The sequence below is a fragment of the Arthrobacter liuii genome, from assembly GCF_014639275.1.
Classification (GTDB): domain Bacteria; phylum Actinomycetota; class Actinomycetes; order Actinomycetales; family Micrococcaceae; genus Arthrobacter; species Arthrobacter liuii.
Window position 1 is genome coordinate 234,445 of the sequence record NZ_BMFW01000004.1, and the last position, 20,897, is coordinate 255,341.

20 protein-coding genes are annotated in these 20,897 nt (G+C 65.9%); 14 read left to right on the forward strand and 6 right to left on the reverse strand.

The window, feature by feature from the left end; all coding sequences use genetic code 11:
• Nucleotides 1–71: 71 nt before the first annotated feature.
• The gene (locus IEW19_RS06985; protein WP_188570923.1) at nt 72–1,307 is read right to left on the reverse strand and encodes an MFS transporter; all 1,236 of its coding nucleotides are present in this window, start codon (nt 1,305–1,307) and stop codon (nt 72–74) included.
• Nucleotides 1,308–1,415: 108 nt separating this feature from the next.
• Here IEW19_RS06985 and IEW19_RS06990 point away from each other — a divergent pair, with 108 nt between their 5' ends.
• Complete coding sequence (locus IEW19_RS06990) at nt 1,416–2,390, forward strand: LysR family transcriptional regulator (RefSeq protein WP_188570924.1); 975 nt, start codon at nt 1,416–1,418, stop codon at nt 2,388–2,390.
• A gap of 80 nt (nt 2,391–2,470) precedes the next feature.
• Nucleotides 2,471–3,421: an N-acetylglucosamine kinase gene (locus IEW19_RS06995; RefSeq protein ID WP_188570925.1), complete on the forward strand. Its 951-nt coding sequence runs from the start codon at nt 2,471–2,473 to the stop codon at nt 3,419–3,421.
• A gap of 47 nt (nt 3,422–3,468) precedes the next feature.
• Here IEW19_RS06995 and IEW19_RS07000 read toward each other — a convergent pair whose 3' ends face one another.
• A complete protein-coding gene (locus IEW19_RS07000) occupies nt 3,469–4,488 on the reverse strand; it encodes a pirin family protein (RefSeq protein WP_188570926.1) in 1,020 nt (339 codons plus the stop codon).
• Nucleotides 4,489–4,727: 239 nt separating this feature from the next.
• Here IEW19_RS07000 and IEW19_RS07005 point away from each other — a divergent pair, with 239 nt between their 5' ends.
• The 6 genes from IEW19_RS07005 to IEW19_RS07030 all read left to right on the forward strand — a co-directional run bounded on the left by IEW19_RS07005 (nt 4,728) and on the right by IEW19_RS07030 (nt 10,537).
• Nucleotides 4,728–5,828 carry an ABC transporter ATP-binding protein gene (locus IEW19_RS07005; protein WP_308419987.1) on the forward strand — a complete coding sequence of 367 codons (1,101 nt, stop codon included), beginning with the start codon at nt 4,728–4,730 and terminating at the stop codon, nt 5,826–5,828.
• The gene (locus tag IEW19_RS07010) at nt 5,828–6,550 is read left to right on the forward strand and encodes an ABC transporter permease (protein ID WP_188570927.1); all 723 of its coding nucleotides are present in this window, start codon (nt 5,828–5,830) and stop codon (nt 6,548–6,550) included. The genes IEW19_RS07005 and IEW19_RS07010 overlap by 1 nt, the downstream gene beginning before the upstream one ends.
• Nucleotides 6,547–7,293 (forward strand): ABC transporter permease, encoded by a 747-nt coding sequence (locus IEW19_RS07015; protein WP_188570928.1) that lies wholly within the window; start codon nt 6,547–6,549, stop codon nt 7,291–7,293. Before IEW19_RS07010 ends, IEW19_RS07015 begins: the two co-directional genes overlap by 4 nt.
• Nucleotides 7,290–8,252, forward strand: a complete 963-nt coding sequence (locus tag IEW19_RS07020) for an ABC transporter substrate-binding protein (protein WP_188570929.1) — start codon at nt 7,290–7,292, stop codon at nt 8,250–8,252. The genes IEW19_RS07015 and IEW19_RS07020 overlap by 4 nt, the downstream gene beginning before the upstream one ends.
• Before the next feature lie 141 nt (nt 8,253–8,393).
• Nucleotides 8,394–9,614, forward strand: a complete 1,221-nt coding sequence (locus IEW19_RS07025) for a pyridoxal phosphate-dependent aminotransferase (RefSeq protein WP_188570930.1) — start codon at nt 8,394–8,396, stop codon at nt 9,612–9,614.
• A gap of 68 nt (nt 9,615–9,682) precedes the next feature.
• Entirely contained in the window at nt 9,683–10,537 is an 855-nt protein-coding gene (locus IEW19_RS07030) for a polyphosphate kinase 2 family protein (protein ID WP_188570931.1), read from the forward strand.
• Between the two features lie 21 nt (nt 10,538–10,558).
• Here IEW19_RS07030 and IEW19_RS07035 read toward each other — a convergent pair whose 3' ends face one another.
• Both IEW19_RS07035 and xseA read right to left on the reverse strand, forming a co-directional pair.
• On the reverse strand, nt 10,559–10,777 hold the full coding sequence (locus IEW19_RS07035; RefSeq protein ID WP_188570932.1) for an exodeoxyribonuclease VII small subunit: 219 nt from the start codon (nt 10,775–10,777) through the stop codon (nt 10,559–10,561).
• Complete coding sequence (gene xseA / locus IEW19_RS07040) at nt 10,774–12,111, reverse strand: exodeoxyribonuclease VII large subunit (RefSeq protein WP_188570933.1); 1,338 nt, start codon at nt 12,109–12,111, stop codon at nt 10,774–10,776. Before xseA ends, IEW19_RS07035 begins: the two co-directional genes overlap by 4 nt.
• A gap of 158 nt (nt 12,112–12,269) precedes the next feature.
• On the opposite strand from xseA, the gene IEW19_RS07045 reads away from it, so the two are divergent.
• Together IEW19_RS07045 and IEW19_RS07050 are read left to right on the forward strand one after the other, a co-directional pair.
• Nucleotides 12,270–13,121 (forward strand): hypothetical protein, encoded by an 852-nt coding sequence (locus IEW19_RS07045; protein ID WP_188570934.1) that lies wholly within the window; start codon nt 12,270–12,272, stop codon nt 13,119–13,121.
• 9 nt (nt 13,122–13,130) lie between these two features.
• Nucleotides 13,131–14,210: a 4-hydroxy-3-methylbut-2-enyl diphosphate reductase gene (locus IEW19_RS07050; protein ID WP_188570935.1), complete on the forward strand. Its 1,080-nt coding sequence runs from the start codon at nt 13,131–13,133 to the stop codon at nt 14,208–14,210.
• Between the two features lie 77 nt (nt 14,211–14,287).
• Here IEW19_RS07050 and IEW19_RS07055 read toward each other — a convergent pair whose 3' ends face one another.
• The gene (locus IEW19_RS07055; RefSeq protein WP_188570936.1) at nt 14,288–15,517 is read right to left on the reverse strand and encodes a DNA recombination protein RmuC; all 1,230 of its coding nucleotides are present in this window, start codon (nt 15,515–15,517) and stop codon (nt 14,288–14,290) included.
• Nucleotides 15,518–15,607: 90 nt separating this feature from the next.
• On the opposite strand from IEW19_RS07055, the gene ychF reads away from it, so the two are divergent.
• The 4 genes from ychF to IEW19_RS07075 all read left to right on the forward strand — a co-directional run bounded on the left by ychF (nt 15,608) and on the right by IEW19_RS07075 (nt 20,548).
• Nucleotides 15,608–16,693: a redox-regulated ATPase YchF gene (ychF, locus tag IEW19_RS07060; RefSeq protein ID WP_188570937.1), complete on the forward strand. Its 1,086-nt coding sequence runs from the start codon at nt 15,608–15,610 to the stop codon at nt 16,691–16,693.
• Nucleotides 16,694–17,046: 353 nt separating this feature from the next.
• Nucleotides 17,047–17,241, forward strand: coding sequence for a CYTH domain-containing protein (locus IEW19_RS07065; RefSeq protein ID WP_188570938.1), 195 nt, complete (start codon nt 17,047–17,049; stop codon nt 17,239–17,241).
• A 25-nt stretch (nt 17,242–17,266) separates the two neighbouring features.
• Nucleotides 17,267–18,562 (forward strand): CYTH and CHAD domain-containing protein, encoded by a 1,296-nt coding sequence (locus tag IEW19_RS07070; RefSeq protein ID WP_188570939.1) that lies wholly within the window; start codon nt 17,267–17,269, stop codon nt 18,560–18,562.
• 153 nt (nt 18,563–18,715) lie between these two features.
• Nucleotides 18,716–20,548, forward strand: coding sequence for a pyruvate kinase (locus tag IEW19_RS07075; protein ID WP_229748369.1), 1,833 nt, complete (start codon nt 18,716–18,718; stop codon nt 20,546–20,548).
• A 49-nt stretch (nt 20,549–20,597) separates the two neighbouring features.
• Here IEW19_RS07075 and IEW19_RS07080 read toward each other — a convergent pair whose 3' ends face one another.
• A complete protein-coding gene (locus IEW19_RS07080; RefSeq protein WP_188570940.1) occupies nt 20,598–20,822 on the reverse strand; it encodes a three-helix bundle dimerization domain-containing protein in 225 nt (74 codons plus the stop codon).
• Nucleotides 20,823–20,897 lie beyond the last annotated feature (75 nt).

Below are 20,897 nucleotides of genomic sequence, written 5' to 3' on the forward strand. Positions count from 1 at the left end.
CGTCCTGCCGAATATCCAAACCCCGTTGCTGCCCCTGGAAGCCGGTTAATTCGCCGCTGGGCGTCGGCTTGTCAGTGAGTGCGTTCGGTCCGTGGATGGACGACGGCGACAGTTGCGGCAGTCAGGCATGCAAGGCCTATGACGCCTCCCGCCAGTGCGTCCCAGCCCCAGGCCTGGAAGGCCAGGCCGCCCGCCCAGCCCAACAGGCTGGAGCCCAGGTAGTACGCCAGGTTGTACAGCGACGCTGCCTGGGCGCGGCCAGTGCTGGCGATGGCGCCGGTCCAGCCGGAGCCGATGCTGTGGGCGGCGAAGAATCCGCCGGTGAACACCACCAGCCCGGTAAGGATCAACACCAGGGACGGGGTGAGGGTGAGGGCCAGTCCGCCCATGGCCAGCGCGAGTCCTGCCAGCAGGACGTTCCGGCGCCCGTACCTGCTGGTCATGCCTGCGGCCCAGCGGGAGGAGAACGTGCCGGACAGGTAGGCCAGGAAGATGAGGCTGATCACGGTGGCCGGCAGCCCGAACGGCGCCCCGGACAACCGGAAGCCCAGGTAGTTGTACACGGCCACGAATCCGCCCATCATCAGGAACGCCTGGGCATACAGGGCCAGCAGCCGGATATTGCGCAGGTGGCCACCGAGCATCCGGATGGCACTGCGGAGGCCAGCGGCCTGGGCGGGGACAAATCCCTTGGCCCGAGGCACGAGGACAAGGAACGCGACGGCGGCAACTGTCGCGAGCAGGGAAACGGCCAGGGCTGCCGACCGCCAGCCCCAGAGTTCGCCGACAGGGCCCGCCACGAGCCGACCGGACAGTCCGCCCAGGGTGGTGCCGGCGACATAGCTTCCCGCCGCAAGCGCGGCGTGGGCCTTGCTGACCTCCTCGTTGAGGTAGGCGATGGCGACGGCGGGAATGCCCCCCAGCGCCATTCCTTCAAGGAGCCGCAGGACCAGCAGCATGGGGAAGTTGGCGGACAACGGCACCAGCAGTCCCAGGATTGTCGCCGCGGTGATGCCCCACATCATTGCCTTCACCCGGCCAACCCGGTCCGCCAGGAAGGACCAGGGGATGACGGTGGCAGCAAGGCCTACGGTGGCCAGGGAGATGGTGAGCGCTGCCTCGGCGGCAGTGATTCGCAGGTCGGCTGCCAGCAGGGGCAGCACCGCCTGGGTGGAGTAGAGCTGGGCGAAGGTTGCCACGCCCGCGCAGGACAGGCCGGCCAGGATCCGCCCGTAGGCCCTGGACCCCTTGGCATGACCGTTCCAGAGGATGGAAGCGTCAGTGCCCGCGGTTGCATTCTGTGGCATCCAGCCAGCGTAGTCCTCCCGCAATGGATGCCTCCAATGCATACTTGATGCCAAACTGATAGCAGAAATGGATTGCTCCTGCTCGGGGAAGAAAAGGGGAAGGCGGCAATGGAAGCGGACCGGAAACAACTGGCCCAGCTGCTGCCGCTCCTGCCTGTCCTCGCCGAACTGGGCCGCACCGAGCACGTGACGGAGACGGCGGAACTCCTGGGAGTACTCCAGTCGACGGTGAGCAGGGCACTGGCCCGTGCCAGCGCCGCCGTCGGCACCGAACTCCTGGTACGGGACGGCCGCGGGGTCCGCCTGACGCCTGCCGCACGCACGCTGCTTCCCTACATCGAACAGGCGCTCGCCGAGGTCCAGGCAGGTCTGGACCTGGTTCGGAATGAGTCCCAGGTGGTCAGGGGTACCGTGGCCGTGTCCTTCCAGCACACCTTCGGCGAGGCCACCCTTCCCCTGCTGATCAGTGCCTTCCGTGCCCGGCATCCCGGCACCGGCTTCCGGCTCAGCCAGGGTGGCCGGGACGCCTGCCTTGAGGAGCTGTCTGCGGGCGAAGCCGACCTGGCACTCACCGCTCCCGTGGCCCCATCCGGCAAGAACCTCGATTCGGCGCCGCTGTACCGGGAACCGCTCCGCCTGGTGGTGCATCACGCCCATCCGCTCGCGCGGCTGCGGATGGTCCGGCTTGCCGACATCCGGACGGAGCCTTTCGTTGTGCTGGGGCCCGGTTACGGTCTGCGTTCCCTGACTGACGCGATCTTCCGGGAGGCCGGGTACCGCCCGAGGATCGCCTTCGAAAGCCAGGATTCCCATACCGTCAGGGGGCTGGTCTCCGCGGGACTCGGGGTCAGTATCCTGCCGCCGGGCGGCGACGCCCCCGGCCGGAACCCGCGTCCTGAAACGGGAGACCTGGGGTGGGTGGAAGTTCCTCTTGACTCACCGCTCGCCTTCCGGGAAGTCGGCGTGAGCTGGCGCCGCCGGAAACCGGGGAGCGAACCGGTCCCCGCCCGGCTTTTCCGGGAGCTGGTGGTGGCGCAGGGGCCCGGGTTGCTGTCCGGACTGGTCACCAGGGCAGCGGGCTAAGCCTGGAAGGCCAGCCGACGGAGCGTGGTTGTGGTGGGTGCGTCCGCGGCTGGCCATCGGACATCACCTACCCTTGTGACGTGACAAACACACAGAATTCCGCGGCTGGCCCAGTTGACCACCCGGCAGGTGCCCCGGGCAGTCCGTCGCGTGGCATCACGATCGGGCTGGACATCGGTGGCACCAAGACCCGCGGCGTCCGGTTCGAGGACGGCCTGCCGGTGGCCGACGAATCGGCCGGCAGCGCCAACGTGCAGAACGTGAGCCGTGAACAGGCTGCCCGCAACCTGGCGGAGCTTTTCGCCAAAATCGGGGCCGCCCCGGTGGACAGGGTTTATGCGGGGTCGGGCGGCATCGATACCGAGGAGGACGCCGCCGCCCTCGCTGCGCTGATCCAGCCGCTTGCTCCCGCAGCCCGGGTCACCGTGGTCCACGACTCCCGCCTGCTGCTGGCCGCAGGCCGTGCCAGCACGGGGGTGGCGGTCATCGCGGGGACAGGATCGGCCGCCTGGGGCCGCAATGCCGACGGCGGCGAGGCCAGGGCCGGCGGCTGGGGCTACCTGCTGGGGGACGAAGGCAGCGGTTACTGGCTGGGCAGGGAAGCAGTCCGGCACAGCCTCCGCAGGATGAACCAGGGCCTGCCCGTCGACCCGCTCACCGCAGCCCTCCTGGCGTCCTGCGGCGTAGACCACCCCAACAAACTGATCGCCTTGTTCCACTCCCCGGACACGGGCCGGCGCTTCTGGGCCCAGCAGGCCCGGCTTGTTGTCGAAGCGGCGGCAGCAGGGCATGCCGCAAGCCAGGAACTGCTCAAGCAAGCTGGCAAGGACCTCGCAGCCCTGGCGGTGCAGGTGCTGCAGCAGTTGGGCATCCAGGGCCCGGCGATCCTGGGCAGCGGGCTGGGCATGAACGTTGTTCCCATCCAGGAGGCCTTCCGTCGGTCCCTCTCGGAGGCCGGTGTAACCGATGTCAGGATCCTGGACCAGGACCCCGTCTTCGGCATTCCGCAACTGGTGGCAGAACCGGCCTGAGGACCCTCGTCCCGCGCGGACCAAGGCGGCGCCGGAGCGGCGTGCCCCTATCCCACCGAACGTTTGCGGGGCGTGAGCCGGACGCCGGGAAGCGGGGGAGCCGGAATGCGGCCGGCCTCCGCACCGTCGTCCGGACCGTGCCCGGGCACCAGGCCGTAGCGGGCAGCAGCCGATTCGGCATCCGGCAACCCGGCCTGCGCTTCCCAGTCGTCCCTGGCCTGCTCCACTTCGTCATGGGTGCGGCCCACAAAGTTCCACCACATCAGCAGTTCCTCACCGAACGGCTCGCCGCCAATCAGCAGGAACCGGGTGCCGGGGAGCGCCTCCATCCGGAGTTCGCTGCGGCCGGTGCCCAGGTAGCCCAGCGGCCCTGCCGGCAGGCCCTGCCCGTCCACCGCCAGGCCGCCGTCGAGCACCAAGATGCCGTGCTCAAAGCCGGGGTCCAAAGGCAGGACCGCGTCTCCTTCGCAGGAAACGTCCGCACCGACGATCGGGGTAAACATGGTTGCGGGGGACGCCACCCCTGCAAGCTCTCCCACCATGACGGTGGCGGTGAAGCCCGGGCCGCTGGCGCGGGGAAGCTCCCGGTGCTGTTCAAATGCCGGGATCCGGTGCCGTTCCCCGTCAGGAAGGGCCACCCAGAGCTGCAGGCCCCGCTGCAGCGGCAGCTCCCCGCCGTCGGCAGGAAGCACTGCGAACTCTGAATGCGAAACCCCGTGACCCGCTGTCATGATGTTCAGTTCTCCCGGACGCACCACCACATCGCTGCCCACGCTGTCCCGGTGGCGGATGTGCCCCGCCAGCGGCCAGGTTACGGTCTGCAACCCGATGTGTGGATGGGGAAGGACGGACATCGCCGTCCGGTCCGGGCCAAAGCTGTCCAGGAAGCACCAGGCCCCGATCGTGGGGAGACCGCGCTGGGGCAAGGTGCGCTTGACGTTCATGGCGCGGACCCCGCCCAGCGGCACCTCACGTTCAGGCCACAACTGGAGGCAGGGGCCCGATGTCCCTCCGGCAGGGGCGGGCGGACAGACTTCCTGCTGGGGTGAAACTTCCAAGTTGGTCACGCCTCAACTTTAAGCCTGCCCGGGGCAGGCCGGACAGGAACCGTTGAGGAGCCGGCTCCGGGGAAACCCATCCGGGCCGGTCGGGGTCCCGAATGGTCACAGTAGGGATTCCTTTGCGGGGATTAGGGCCTCATCTGCTGAAGCCGGCCCCCGTTTGGGTTACCGTAACTATCAGCGTGCTGATGGCAATGTCGCGGTGCTGAGAACAGCCCGTCCAAGAGAACAGGTAAGTCCGCACCATGGACCAGGCGATGATCGAGTTCCAGAGCGTTACCAAGCAGTACCCGGGTGGCCAGCCCGCCGTGGACGGATTGTCCATGTCCATCGCAAAGGGCTCTGTCACCGTTTTCGTGGGCCCTTCAGGCTGTGGCAAGACAACCTCGCTCAGGATGATCAACCGCATGGTGGAACCCACGTCCGGGACCATCACCGTGGACGGCAGGGATGTCACGTCGGTACCCGCGGCGGAACTGCGCCGATCCATGGGCTACGTGATGCAATCGGCCGGGCTGCTGCCGCACCGCTCAGTCCTGGACAACATTGCCACAGTGCCTCGGCTGAACGGGGTTTCGAAGCGGGACGCCCGGAAGCGCGCAGAGGAGCTTCTGGACGTCGTGGGCCTGGCACACTCCCTGGGCGGGCGCTACCCGTCACAGCTATCCGGCGGCCAGCAGCAGCGCGTGGGCGTGGCGCGCGCCCTCGCAGCAGACCCGCCGGTACTCCTCATGGACGAGCCCTTCAGCGCCGTGGACCCTGTTGTCCGCGATGAACTCCAGCAGGAGCTGCTGCGCCTCCAGAAGGACCTGGCCAAAACCATTGTCTTCGTCACCCACGATATCGATGAAGCCACCATCCTTGGAGACAAGGTGGCTGTCTTTGCCACCGGTGGCAAGCTGGCCCAGTACGCCGCACCGGAGGAAATCCTCCGGGCACCGGCAAACAACTTCGTGGCGTCCTTCGTGGGGCGGGACCGCGGCTTCCGCCACCTGGGTTTTACTTCCTCCGACGGCGTGGCAATCCATCCGGTGCCTACGATTATCCGCTCTTCCGGACGCTACGAGTCAGACTCGAGCGCAGCCGGGGGCTGGCAGCTGGTGGTGGACGCGGACAAGCGTCCGCTGGGTTGGTCGGCGCCCGGGACTGAAACTCAACTCATTCCGGGCGGGTCGCTGTTCCGTCCGGGGGAGAGCCTCCGGCGCGCCCTGGACGCTGCCCTGTCCTCGCCGTCGGGCCTTGGCGTCGCCCTGGATGCCGAAGGCAGGGTCCTGGGCGTGGTCCGGGGCGGGGAAGTCCTGGCTCTGATCGAAGAAGCGCGCCAAGTGCGGCAGGCTGCCCTCTGATGGAATGGTTCCTGGCGAACACCGGCATGATCCTGGAGCGCGGCGGCCAGCACTTGGTACTGGCGCTGGTTCCCATGGTCCTGGGGCTGCTGATTTCCATCCCGCTGGCGCAGTTGGCGCGGCAGAGCAGGGCCCTCCGCTCCGTGGTACTGACGGCCTCCTCCCTCCTCTACACCATCCCGTCTCTGGCGCTGTTCATCATCCTGCCCACCATCCTGGGAACCCGGATCCTGGACCCCCTGAACGTGGTGGTGGCACTGACCATCTATGCCGTGGCACTGCTGGTCCGCGCCGCCCTGGATGCCTTCGACTCCGTGGACGCCGATGTCAGCCAGGCCGCGCAGGCCATGGGTTTCAAGCCGGTGGCCCGGTTCCTGCAGGTTGACCTGCCGCTCTCCCTTCCGGTCATGTTCGCCGGGCTGCGTGTGGTGTCCGTCAGCAACATCTCGCTGGTCAGCGTGGCGGCCCTGTTGGGCGTCGGCAACCTGGGCATGCTTTTCACGGACGGCCTCCAGCGCGACTTCGTCACCGAGGTGGTGGTAGGGATCGTCGCCATCCTGGTCCTGGCCCTGCTGATGGATTCCGTCCTCGTCCTCCTGGAACGCATCCTTACCCCATGGGAGCGCACTGGCCCGCGGCGGGGCCGCGGGTCGGAGGACGACCATATGGAGCCGGCAGGCGCGGCAAGCCGGGCCACGTCGACGGCGGGTGAAGCAGCATGAGCAGCGTCTTCTCCGCTACCTTCGCATGGCTTGCCGACCCGCTGCACTGGTCCGGAAGCATGGGCATCCCCACGCGGCTGGCCGAGCATCTGCAGTACACGGGACTGGTCATGCTCATCGCCACGGCCATCGCCGTTCCCGTCGGGCTGTTCGTTGGCCACACGGGAAGGGGCAGGGTGGCTGTCGTTGCACTTGCCGGCGCCCTGCGCGCCCTGCCCACCCTTGGCTTGCTGATCCTGTTCGTGCTGCTGGCCGGAATCGGGTTGATGCCGCCGGTCTGGGCGCTGGTGATCCTCACGGTGCCCCCGCTCCTTGCCGGGACATACGCCGGCATCTCCAGCGTCGACCGGAACGTGGTGGACGCCGCCCGGGCCGTGGGCATGACCGAACTGCAGGTCCTGTTCCGGGCCGAACTGCCGAATGCACTCACTGTCATGTTCGGCGGGTTCCGGACAGGTGTGCTGCAGGTGATCGCCACCGTGTCCGTGGTTGCCTACATCAACCTCGGCGGCCTGGGCCGCTATCTCTTCGACGGCCTTGTCCTCAGCGACTTCCCCCAGATGCTGGGAGGTTCCCTCCTCATTGCAGCGCTGGCGATCGCCGTCGACCTTGTCCTGTCCCTGTTCCAGAGGCTGTTCCTGGCACCAGGGGCCTCGAAGCTGTCCGACCGCAGCCAGGAGGCTGCGGTTGATCTCACAGACCCCGTTGTTGCGGAGACTGTTGTACAAGGAGGTAAGTCATGAAAGATAGCCGTCCCCAGCGCCTCGGCAGGCGGGCGTTCAGCGGCCTGGCCGCCGGGCTTGGCCTGGCAGTGGTGCTGTCCGCCTGCGGCGGTACGTCCGATCCGCTGAAAAACCCCCCGGCGTCCAGCAGCGGTGCGTCCGGTGGCGCCACCTCCCTGGTGGTGGGCTCCGCCGACTTCCCGGAGAGCCAGATTGTCGCCGAACTGTACGCCGGCGCGCTCAATGCCAACGGCATCACCGCCACCACCAAACCGAACATCGGCTCCCGCGAGGTCTACTTCAAGGCCGTCCAGGACGGTTCGGTGGACGTAGTGCCGGACTACAGCGGCAACCTGCTGCTGTACGTGAACAAGGCAGCCACGGAGGTCTCCGCAGGGGACATCGCCAAGGCTCTGCCCGGCAAACTGCCGGACGGGCTCGGCGTCCTGGACGCTTCCAAGGCTGAGGACAAGGACGCCATGGTGGTTACCAAGGCAACCGCGGAGAAGTACCAGCTGAAGTCCATTGAGGACCTGGCCAAGGTCTGCAGCCAGATCGTCGTGGGAGCCCCGGCCACGTTCGCCGAGCGCGCCTACGGACTGCCCGGACTGAAGAAGAACTACAACTGCGAGCCCAAGAAGCTGGAGCCCTTCAGCGACGGCGGCGGCCCGGTAACGCTCAAGGCGCTGCTGGAGGACAAGGTGCAGGTGGCCGATATCTACACCACCACTCCGTCCATCGCGGACAACGACCTCGTGGTGCTGGACGATCCCAAGAACAACTTCATCGCCCAGCAGGTGCTGCCGCTCTACAACAAGGCGAAGATGACCGACAAGGCAAAGCAGGCCCTGAATTCGGTCTCCAGCATCCTCACCACGGATGACCTGATCAACCTCAACCGCGCGGTCAGCGGCAGCCAGAAGCAGGATGCCAAGACGGCAGCAGCCGCCTGGCTCAAGGACAAGGGCATCGTCAAGTAGGTTCGTGTTCCCTGCCCCTGGGCATGGCGCAGGTTGGTGATCACGACGGCGGCTGCCGGACTTTCGAAGGTCCGGCAGCCGCCGTCGGCATGTGGTGGACGTCTCAACAGCCATGGATCCTTCCTGTGGCATATTTGAGGGATGGCAGAATTCAGGCAGTCCACGAAGCTCAACAACGTCCTATACGACATTCGTGGACCGATTCTCCAGGCCGCCCAGCAGATGGAGGCGGAGGGGCACCGGATCCTCAAGCTGAACATCGGAAATCCGGCGCCGTTTGGCTTCGAGGCGCCGGACGCCATCCTGGTGGACATGATCCGGCACCTGCCCCATGCCCAGGGCTACAGCGATTCCCGCGGCATCTTTTCCGCGCGCACCGCCGTCTCGCAGTACTACCAGACCCGCGGGATCCAGAACATCCACGTGGACGACATCTACCTGGGCAACGGCGTCAGCGAGCTCATCACCATGTCCCTGATGGCACTGCTGGATGCAGGCGACGAAGTGCTCATCCCCACGCCGGATTACCCGCTGTGGACCGCGTCCGTGGCGCTCGCCGGCGGCAAGCCTGTCCACTACCTCTGTGATGAGGAGTCAGGCTGGCAGCCTGACCTCGAGGACATGGAAGCCAAGATCACGCCCCGCACCAAGGGAATCGTGGTCATCAACCCGAACAACCCCACCGGTGCCGTGTACCCGGAGGAGACACTCAAGCGGATCGTGGCCCTTGCCGAAAAGCACGGCCTGGTCATCTTCGCCGACGAGATCTACGAAAAGATCCTCTACGAGGATGCCGTCCACGTGAACCTGGCCGGTCTCACCGGTGACCATGTCCTGTGCCTGACCTTCAGCGGCTTGTCCAAGGCTTACCGCGTCTGCGGCTACCGGGCTGGCTGGATGGCTATTTCCGGGCCTAAGAAGGAGGCCGCTGACTACCTCGAAGGCATCAACCTCCTGGCCAACATGCGGCTGTGCGCCAACGTCCCGGCCCAGCACGCCATCCAGACGGCGCTGGGCGGCTACCAGAGCATCAACGACCTGATCCTCCCGGGCGGCCGGCTGCTGGAGCAGCGCAACAAGGCCTACGACATGTTGAACGCCATTCCCGGTGTCAGCACACAGCAGGCAAGGGGTGCCCTCTACCTCTTCCCGCGCCTCGACCCGGAGGTCTACCACATCCGGGACGACGAGAAGTTCGTCCTCGACCTCCTGAGGGAACAGAAGATCCTGGTATCCCACGGCCGGGCGTTCAACTGGGTGCGCCCGGACCACTTCCGCATGGTGACGCTGCCTAACGTCAAGGACATCGAAGAGGCCATCGGCCGGATGGGGGACTTCCTGGGCCGATATCAGGGGAACTAGGATTCGAGACAACAGCGCTGCAGGGCTATCGTCCGGCGGCTGGCTGCCCGAAACGGAAAGAGGCTTAGATGGCGGATGTGGTGAAGTTCGACGAACACCCCTCGGACACGCTGAGGGCAGGGGCGAATTTCAACTTGGCCGGTATTGACCCGGCCTCCACGCCGGGGTACTCCGGGGACAAGGGCGCCGGCGAGAGCCTGCTCAGCGAACTCGACGGCAAGCTCACGCAGTTGCAGGAACAACTCTTCGCAGAGTCCCGGACCGGCGGCAAAAAGCGCGTACTGCTTGTCCTGCAAGCGATGGACACTGCCGGCAAGGGCGGCATCGTGAACCATGTCATGGGCCAGATGAACCCACAGGGCGTGCAGTTCAAGGCATTCAAGGCGCCTACTCCCGAAGAGCAGTCGTACGATTTCCTTTGGCGGATTGAAAAGGAAGTACCCGCAGCGGGCATGGTGGGTGTCTTCGACCGTTCCCATTACGAGGACGTCCTGATCCACCGCGTGCACCGATGGGCGGATGCCGTTGAACTGGACCGCCGCTACCGGGCCATCAATGAGTTCGAGGCCCGGCAGACTGCGGCCGGAACGAAAATCATCAAGGTTATGCTGCACATCAGCCGCGACGAGCAACAGCAGCGGTTGCTCGCCCGGCTTGAGGACCCCTCGAAGCGCTGGAAATACAGCGGCAACGATCTTAAGGAGCGGGCGTTTTGGGATGACTACATGGACGCCTACCAGGCGGCCTTTGAGCGGACCAGCTCTGAGCACGCGCCATGGCATGTCATCCCGGCGAACAAGAAATGGTATGCGAGGATTGCCGTCCAGCAGTTGCTACTGGACGCCCTGAACGGGCTGGCGCTCCAGTGGCCGGTCCCGGAAATTGACGTCGATATGGAACGCGAGCTGGTGCGGCGATCCTGACCCGGTGCTACCTCTTCGCGCTCACAGCGGCTGGTCCCGGGCGGCGGCCAGCCGTTTCCTTGCGCCTTCCAGCCACTCCTCGCAGCGTGCGGCCAGCGCCTCGCCACGCTCCCACAGGGCCAAGGATTCCTCCAGGCTTGCCCCTCCTGCCTCCAGCCTGCCCACCACTGCGATGAGCTGCTCCCGGGCCTCCTCGTAGCTAAGGGCTGCGACGTCCGGCTCTGGTTTCTGTTCGGTCATGCCTTCTCTTCCAATTCCTGGTGGTGGTCTGGGTTTCCTGCTTGCAGTGCTGCGCCGGTAGACGTGGCCCCGAAGCGGCCCTCCGCAACACGGATGCTCAGGGCCACGCCCGCCGGCGCTTCGGCGGGGCGCCGGACAACGGCGTGGCCGGCTTCGGCGATCCGGGCGGCCTGGTCACCTGCCAGTTCGACGACGGCGTACCCCCTGTCCAACGTCTTCTGCGGGGAGAGCGCGCGTACCTGGGCTTTCAGGTGCTCCAGCTGGTCAGCCGCCCGGACCACCGTGGAGTTCACGGCAGCAGTAGAGCGCCGAAGCAGCCGCTCTACTTCCTCGGCCCGGACCGAGACCATGCCCTCGGGCGCGGCCATGACGGGGCGCGAATGCAGTGCTGCCAGCCGGTCGGCCTCCCGGTCCACCAGCCGTTCCATGCAGCGCCGCAGCTGTTCCCGAGCCTGGCGCACGCCAGCGAGTTCTTCGGAGACTTCGGGCACGATCCGCTTGGCGGCGTCGGTGGGGGTGGAGGCCCGAAGATCGGCCACATAATCCAGCAGCGGGCGGTCCGCCTCATGACCGATGGCGCTTACTATCGGAGTGGCGGCCGCGGCCACCGCCCGGATCAGCTCCTCGCTGTTAAACGGCAAAAGATCTTCCAGCGCCCCGCCACCCCGGGCGATGACGATGACGTCCACTTCGGGCCGGGCGTCGAGTTCACGCAGTGCACGGACCACCTGGGCCACCGCGGTGTTCCCCTGGACAGCAACCTCGCGGATCTCAAACTCCACGGCGGGCCACCGGAGGGCCGCGTTACGAAGGATGTCCTTCTTTGCGTCCGAGTCACGGCCCGTGATCAGGCCAATGCGGTGCGGCAGCAGGGGCAGCGGCTTCTTCCGGGAGTCGGCGAACAGGCCCTCAGCCGCCAGGGCCTGGCGCAGCCGCTCAATCCTGGCCAGCAGGTCACCGAGTCCCACCGGGCGGATGTCCCGCACCAGCATGTTGAGCCTGCCGGTCTTGAGCCAGAATTCCGGTTTCAGCAGGGCCACCACCCGCGAACCGCGCTCCAGCGGAAGGTCCTGCCGCTCCAGCACCTTGGTCCAGACGGAAGCCGGAAGTGACACCTCTGCGTCCATGTCGCGAAGCGTGAGGTAGGCGTTGGTGCCGCGGCGGTTCAGCTCGATGACCTGGCCTTCCACCCACGCGGACGGAGTCCGGTCGATGTGGGCCTTCAGCTTCTGCGACAGCAACTGCAGCGGCCAGGGGTTCTCCGGGCTGGTCTCCGCGGCGGTGGCCGGCAAGGTTGTGGGAGCTGTATCTGGGAGGGACGCCTGGTCAGACATGCGGACGCCGTTGGGAGGCTGGTGCTGCGGGCATGCGGTCCTTCAACTGTTGTGGGCGGTCAATCAACCTTATCCATAAGGTGTAGCACCGGGGACTGACAGGGACAGCCCCCGAGCCTGCCTAGGATGGTTAAGGATCCCAACCCGAAGGACCTGCTGTGCGCACTTTTATTTCTGCCATCGCCACTGTGCTGGGCATACTCCTGGCCGCCGTCGCCGTTCCCGCCATATGGGTGGACCGGAACATCGTCCAGGAAGACGGATTTGTCCGTCTTGCAGCTCCGCTCGGCAAGGACTCGGAATTCCAAAGGAGCCTGGCAGCGGCGGCAGTGGGAACGATCGATACCCGGGCGGTTCCCGGTTTCCTGTCGGGGCTGGTCCAGCCGATGCTTGAGAAAGCAGCCGAGTCGCTGACCGGACTTCCCGGTTATCCGGCGGCCTGGGAAGAGACGCTTCGCCGAAGCCACCGCCTTAGTTTCGCGGACCCCGCGGCGGGGTCCCAGGGAGGCGCGTCGGCATCATCGCTGACCCTCGACGTCGCCCCTCTGGTTGCCCTCGGCTCGGAGGAGATTTCCCGGACCACCCACCTTCCCCTCAATCCGCCGGACCAGACGCTGATCAATGTCGGCCAGCCTGCACAAAGGGAGTGGACGGAGAGGCTGGCCACGTATGCGCCCATGGGCTACATCATGGCTGTTGGTTCGGCTGTAGCGTTCCTGCTGGCGCTCGTGGCGGCGCGCCGCCGGTGGACCGTGCTGCTGGCCGCCGGTCTTGGGGGACTGGCGCTCGCTGGACTGTGGGGGCTGGGCCTGCAGCTTGGCTCGGCACGGGCCCAGGCCACGGACACCGGCAATGCTGTGGCCAACATGTTCCGCGACCAGTTCCTGGCCGCAGCAGGCAAAGACTTCCAAACCTGGATAACCACTGCCGCGGTCACGGGCGGTGTCCTGGTGGCAGCAGGCATTGTGACGTTGTTCGCATCCCGGAAACGGGTGCGGACCAGCCGGTAGCATGGAGGGATGACCACCTCGGCTGTATCCCTTTCGATGCCAACCATTCCCCGCAGGCGCCGCTCGCCCCAGGAAGTAGCTGCCGCGGCCCCCGTGAACGGCAGCAAGAAGGTGCTTCTGGCTGCTCCCCGCGGCTACTGCGCAGGCGTTGACCGGGCCGTGATCGCCGTGGAAAAGGCGCTGGAGCACTACGGTCCCCCCGTGTATGTCCGCAAGCAGATCGTCCACAACGTCCACGTGGTCAGCTCGCTGGAGGAAAAAGGCGCCATCTTCGTGGACGAGACAGATGAGGTGCCCGAAGGCGCCCTGGTGATCTTCTCCGCCCACGGTGTTTCCCCGGCAGTGGTCGAATCCGCCGAAAGCCGGGGCCTGCGCACCATCGATGCCACCTGCCCGCTGGTCACCAAGGTGCACAAGGAAGCCGTCCGCTTCGCCAAGGACGATTTCGACATCCTCCTGATCGGCCACGACGGGCACGAGGAAGTGGAAGGCACCTCCGGTGAAGCGCCGGATCACATCCAGATCATCAATGGACCCCACGAAGTGGACAAGGTGACTGTCCGCGACCCCGAAAAGGTCATCTGGCTTTCCCAGACCACACTGAGCGTGGACGAGACCATGGAGACCGTCCGGCTGCTCAAGGAGCGGTTCCCCACGCTGCAGGACCCGCCCAGCGACGACATCTGCTACGCCACCACCAACCGACAGGTGGCCATCAAGAAGATTGCGCCCAAGGCGGACTTGGTGATCGTGGTGGGCTCGGCCAACTCGTCCAACTCGGTCCGGCTGGTGGAGGTAGCACTCGAATACGGTGCAAAGGCCTCGTACCGGGTGGACTTCGCTAACGAGGTTGACGAAGCCTGGTTTGAAGGCGTTGCCACCGTGGGCGTCACGTCCGGGGCTTCCGTTCCCGAGGTGCTGGTACAGGACGTCCTGACGCTCCTGGCAGACTACGGCTACGGCACCGTGGAGGAAGTGGTCACCGCAGAGGAAGACCTGCTGTTCTCGCTGCCCAAGGAGCTCCGTGCCACCCTGAAACAGGCCGGCGATGTCAGCCGTGCCTTGGGCGGGCGCCGGCCCCGCAGCTGAAACGCAACCAGCTCTTCTACGACGGAAGGGGCCGCGCAGTCAGCACTGCCGGGCCCGTTCTGCATCTCCGCGCTTCGTCAGGCTGCTTCCTCGTCGCCCTGGAGCTCGGGTGCAACCAGCGCCCGTGGTGTCACGTCCACCACGGGGGGTGTCACCAGGCCGGACTCCTCAAGGGTGTTGAGCTTCCGGGCCGTAGGCAGCACCCTGGCCTCCAGGGTGCCCACCATGGCGTTGTAGCGGTCCACCGACGACTTCAGTGAAGAACCGAGTTTGCCGACGTTTTCTCCCAGGGTTCCCATCCGGTCGTACAGCTGCCGTGCCAGTTCGAACAACTCGCGCGCGCTGTCCGTCAGGACGTCCTGCCGCCAGGTGAACGCCACCGACTTCAGCACGGCCAGCAGGGTGCTCGGTGACGCGAGGACCACGTTGCGGGACAGCGCGTGGTCCAGCAGCCCGGCGTCGGCCGTCAGCGCGGCAGCCAGGATGGATTCCGCCGGAATGAAGCAGACCACCAGTTCCGGGGAGTTCCCCGGGATGTCCCAGTATTTCTTGGTACCCAGCGCGTCCACATGCGCCCTCAGTGCCTTGGCGTGCGCCGCCAGCAGGGCCTGCCGGTTCCGCCCGTCGTTGGCCGACGGCGATCCGGACGGCTGGCCCAGGCGCGGATGCACCGCGCCCAGTTCCTGTGCCTCTAGATACGACGACAACGGGACTTTGGCGTCCACCACAAGCTGCTTTTCGCCCGGCAACTGCACCACCAGGTCCGGCCGGACGGCCGAGTCATGGCCCGCGCTGTGGACCTGCTCCACGAAGTCCACGTGGCGGAGCATGCCTGCAGCCTCCACCACGCGCCGAAGCTGCACCTCGCCCCACTGGCCCCTGGCACTGTTGGAGCGCAGGGCCGATTCCAGCGCATGAGTGGACCGGATGAGCTGTTCATCGGAAAGCCTGGCCTCCTGCAGCTGCTGTGCCAGCTGGCCGTACTGTTCCACGCGGTCGCGCTCCAGCAGTGCCACCTGCTGCTGGACGGCGGAAAGCTTTTCGGCCACGGGCGCCAGGGCGCGCAATACGTTGCCGTCCTGCGTCCTGGCCTCGCCCAGCTCGCGGTTCTGCGCCGCCAAAAGCCGCCGCTCGGCGTCGGCCGCTGCCAGCTGCGCCGTGACTTCCGAAAGGCGTGACGACACCTGGTCGAAGTCCGCCTCCAAGCCATGGGAGTATCGGCGCAGGAAAAAATAGGTGGCCGCCGCGCCTGCAAGCGCACCGAGCAGCAGCATGAGAAGGGCAAGAATCAAGGCAAAAGCATCCATGGCTTCACTGTTGCACGGGCCTCTGACATTCATAGGCAGTGACATTCCCGGGTACGGGCTGCCGGGGCCCGGCGGGTAGAATCAATGCTCGTGGCTCTTACTATTGGCATCGTCGGACTGCCCAACGTCGGCAAATCAACCCTCTTCAACGCGCTCACGCGTAACCAGGTCCTGGCCGCGAACTATCCGTTCGCCACCATCGAACCCAATGTCGGCGTCGTGAACCTCCCGGATCCCCGGCTCCAGAAGCTCGCCGGGATCTTTGGCTCGCAGCGCGTCCTGCCCGCTGCAGTATCGTTCGTCGACATCGCCGGGATCGTCAAAGGTGCCTCCGAAGGGGAGGGGCTGGGCAACCAGTTCCTGGCCAATATCCGCGAGGCTGAAGCGATCGCACAGGTTGTGCGGGTCTTCGACGACCCTGACGTGGTGCACGTTGACGGCAAGGTGGATCCGCGCTCGGACATGGAAACGATCAACACCGAGCTGATCCTCGCCGACCTCCAGACCATCGAAAAAGCGGTCCCGCGGATCGAAAAAGAGGTCAAGATCAAGAAGCGGGAAGCCGCGGAGCTCGCCGCCGTGAAGGCCGCGCAGGCGGTGCTGGAGCGGGGAGACACCATCTACTCCTCCATCAAGAGCGACAAACTGGAGATGGAGCACCTCAAGGAGCTGGGCCTGCTGACCGCCAAGCCCTTCATCTATGTGTTCAACGCCGACGAAGGCATCCTGGGCAGCCCGGAAAAACAGGAGGAGCTGCGCGCCCTGGTTGCCCCGGCAGACTGCATCTTCCTTGACGCCAAGCTCGAAGCGGATCTCGTGGAGCTGGATGAGGAAGGAGCGCGCGAGATGCTCGAAATGAACGGCCAGGACGAATCCGGCCTGGACCAGCTGGCCCGCGTCGGCTTCCACACGCTGGGGCTGCAGACCTACCTCACGGCCGGCCCCAAGGAAGCGCGCGCCTGGACCATCCGGCAGGGGGACACTGCCCCGCAGGCGGCCGGTGTCATCCACTCGGACTTCCAGCGCGGCTTCATTAAGGCCGAAGTGGTCTCCTTCGACGACCTTGTAAACGCCGGTTCCATGGCCGAGGCAAAATCCCGCGGCAAGGTCAGGATCGAAGGCAAGGAATACGTCATGGCCGACGGCGACGTGGTGGAGTTCCGCTTCAACGTCTAACCTTTGGGGCGGTGGCGGTGAGTGGTCGGCTTGTCCGGCTGGCGTTCCGCCGGCGGGTGGCGCCCAGCGGAAAACCAGGAATCGGACGGAATCCAAACCGGCCCCCGCCATCGCTCCGCCGGTACGTATGGTGTGCGGTTCGGAATGAGGACCCCCGGGTGAACGTCACACCAAGCGCCCCAGCCCGCTCCCGAGTGGACGCTTCCCATGAAGCGTGACGGGAAGGGCAAACTGACTGCTGATAAACCAGCGAACCGCGGACCGGATTTCATCCCGACTCGGCGTGTGTGTTTCAAGGGGCTTTGGGCACGTACGGAGGACGGCTGCCCGGCCTACCGTGAGGTATGTCCGGCATGGAAACCGTGGAAGTGGAGCGGAAATTCGACGTCGTCGAATCCGACGTGCTTCCGGTCTTCACATCGATCCCAGGAGTGGCTGCCGTCCGGATGGCCGAGGACCAGGAACTCGATGCGGTGTACTTCGACACGAAAACGCTGGCCCTGGCGGCCCGGCGCATCACATTGCCGCCGGCGAGCCGGCGGCAATGATGCCGGATGGCATCTGAAACTGCCGGTGGCCGCGGACGAACGGCGGGTGATCACCGAGCCCTTGACCAAGGACCCGGGCACGGTGCCGGCGCGGTTGCGGTCTCTGGTGTCTGTCCACACCCGAAACCGGGAACTGGTTCCGATCGCACGCCTGAGGACCCGCCGCACGGCCATTTCGTTGGTCTCGGCGGACGGCGCGGTGCTGTCCGAATTCAGCGACGACCGGGTCGAATCCACGGTCCTGCTGGAACCGGTCGAAAGCAACGCGTGGCGGGAATGGGAAATCGAACTGGTGGACGGGCACCGCAAGCTCCTGGACGCCGCAGACACGGAGCTTGCCCGGCTGGGTCACCGGCCGGCAGCGCTGCCCTCAAAACTGGGGCGCGCGCTCGGTGCCCGGTACCCCGCGGCTAACCCTCCGGCACCTTGCCCCGAGCGAAAAGGACCGGCTTCAGCGGTGTTGCTGGCCTACCTGCACGAGCAGGCCGAGGCCCTGAAGGTGCATGATCCCGGGGTACGGGAGGGAACTCCTGACGCTGTGCACCAGCTTCGTGTGGCCGCACGGCGGATGCGGTCCGTGCTCGCAAGCTTCAAGACGCTGACCGACAAGGACGCAGCGCAGCTCCTGCGCGAAGAACTTCAATGGCTCGCCGGAACAGTTGGCGCCGCGCGGGACCTTGAAGTCATGCGGGCCCACCTCGCCGAAGTGATCGTTGCCGAACCGCCGGACCTGGTCACGGACCCGGTGAAGCAACACCTCGCGGACCAGCTCGGCGCAGCCTACGAGTCCGCCGTCGCCGATGGCCTGGCAGCTTTGGGAAGCGACCGGTACTTCCGGCTACTGAATGAGCTCGACGGCTTCCTCGCGTCCCCGCCGCTGGCCGGCCCGGCACACAAAAATGCCCGGGGGAGGATCGGCCGGTCCGTCAATGCAGAACGACGCCGGCTCAAGGCGAAAGTGAAGAGCCTCTACCGCGCTTCCGATGCCGGGACGGCCGCCGCGGCACTGCATGAGGTCCGCAAAAGCGCCAAACGCCTCCGGTACGCGGCGGAGGCATCCGCCCCGGTCTTCGGAAAACAGGCCTTGGGGATTGCCCGGGCAGCCGAAGAAATTCAGACAATCCTGGGCGACCACCAGGACAGCATCGTCTTCCGGGACAAGCTGCACGCCCTCGCGGCCGCCCCGCCCGGGGAAGGCGGCGACAACGGCTTCACCTGCGGCCGTCTGCATGCCCTGGAGCAACAACGCGGCGCGGAAGCCTACGACCGATTCCGCCAAACCTGGCACATATCGCCGCCCCGGCGCCTCCACTGGAAATAGTTACGGGCTGCCTTTCCCGGATCTACAAGCCAGACATCCCGAACAGCTAGGCTCAGCGCTAAGGGCTCGGCACGTACCGCAAGGCAGAGGTGTGATCCCGTAGGCGAGTCGTACCGCACTTACCCTGGGTCGGCGGGGTCAGGAAGGACCATCGTGAGTGAAGCTGAGATCCAGGAACTACGCGCCTTGCTGGAAGAAGTGAACCGGCTGCAGCGAACCCTTAGACACGCCGAAGCTCGACACAGCGACACGATCGCGGGGGTGCTTCCCCGCCACCGAGACAGTGCAAGGAATCTCGTTCACTACGCGGAACTACGCAGGCATGACATCCGGGATCTCCAGTCCGGACTGGCGAAGCACGGGCTCTCGTCGCTGGGGCGCACTGAATCGAGCGTTGCGCAAGGTGTCGACACGGTCGCCAGGACTCTGGCGCGGCTGGTGTCCCGGGCGGACCTGCCGGACGTAGCGCCTGATTTCATCGACGGCGAAGAACTACTGGCCCGAAACGCCGTAAACCTCCTGGGACCTGAGCCGGAAGACCGCGGCACAAGGATCATGGTCACGTTGCCCAGCGAAGCCGCCCTGGACCCCGGTATCGTCCACGGAATGATAGAGCGCGGAATGGACCTGGCCCGCATCAACTGCGCACATGACACTCCGCAGTTCTGGCGGCAAATGATCGCCAACATCCGTGCGGCGGAGGATTCCACTGGCAAGCGGTGCCTGGTCTCCATGGACCTGGCCGGCCCCAAGCTGCGCACAGGACCCGTCCTCCCCGGCCCCCGCGTCCTGCGCATAAGGCCCGTCCGGAATGAAACCGGTGCCGTGGTGGCGCCGGCCAGGGTGTGGCTTGGACATCGTCCGGAAACGGGCCCCGCCGCCGCCGTTATCCCCGTCGAGGACGAGACGTGGGCCGCGGACTTGCGCGAGGGTCAAACGGTCAGCTTCCACGATGCCCGCGGCGCCCGCCGCACCCTTGTCGTCGAGCAGACAGGCCCGGAAGGGTGCTTGGCGACGCTTCAGGACACCAGCTATTTCGTCCCGGGAACCCGGCTCGAAACCGTGCCCGAATCGTCGTCCGGCAAGAAGACCACCCGCAAGAAATGGACCTCCACCCTTGTCGGCGACCTGCCGGCGCTTGAGCAGAGTCTCATGATCCGCCGGGGCGACACGGTCATCCTTAGCCGTGACCTCACTCCTGCCGACAGCCACACCGTCGGCAGGCACCGGATCGGGTGCACCCTCCCGGGTGTATTCATGGATGTGAAACCTGGCGAACGGATCTGGTTCGACGACGGCAAAATCGGCGGGATCATCACCGAGGCCCGGGCCGACGGACTGACCGCAGAGATTGTCTCCGCGGCTCCAAAGGGCTCACGACTTCGTGCAGAAAAGGGCATCAACCTTCCCGACACGCGGCTGACCGTCCCGGCTCTAACGGGCCAGGACCTAGCTGACCTGGAGCACGTCAAGGAACTTGCCGACATTGTCAGCATGTCCTTTGTCCGCAGTGACGCCGACGTCCGCGATCTCCTGAGCCGCCTCGACCCGGAGCTGGACCGGACTCTCGACATCATGCTCAAGATCGAGACAGTGGCCGCGTTCGAAGCGCTGCCCAGTATTCTCCTGGAACTGATGAAGTGGGCCGATGTGGGAGTCATGATCGCCCGCGGAGACCTCGCGGTGGAGGCCGGCTTCGAACGGCTGGCGGAAGTCCAGGAGGAGATTCTCTGGCTCTGCGAAGCCGCCCACGTCCCAGTCACCTGGGCCACCCAGGTCCTGGACACTCTGGCCCGGACCGGGATGCCGTCCCGGGCCGAGGTGACTGACGCTGCGATGGCCCAGCGCGCAGAGTGCGTCATGCTCAACAAGGGCCCGTTCATCAACGAAGCCATCAGCATGCTCGCGGATATTCTGAGCCGGATGAAAGATCATACGCAGAAGAAACGCAGCCTGCTCCGGCGCCTCCGGGCCTGGGACCGATAGCGACCGGAACCCGCAGCCGCCGGTGGTGAGCCGACTCGGGATGCGGACCCTAGGGGACGTTCTGTGAGGTCTCCGACGTGAATTCGCGATGGAGGCGTGTTCTCGCTTCATGCTCAACCAAGGTAGGAATATAGCTTCTAATCCGGCCGTCAGCCAGAGACTCGTACTCCTCACCGACGATGCCGGCGATATGCGGCCTGGGCGCGTTTGGAAAGCGGCTCGACAGCCTGTCGACAACAGCACGGACAATGATTTCCTTTTCCGCTTCGCTCACCAAACCAGTTTCCCCCGGGCGCCGAACCGCAGGCAACCAAAACCGCGGAGCCGACGACACTATCCGGGCTTGTGG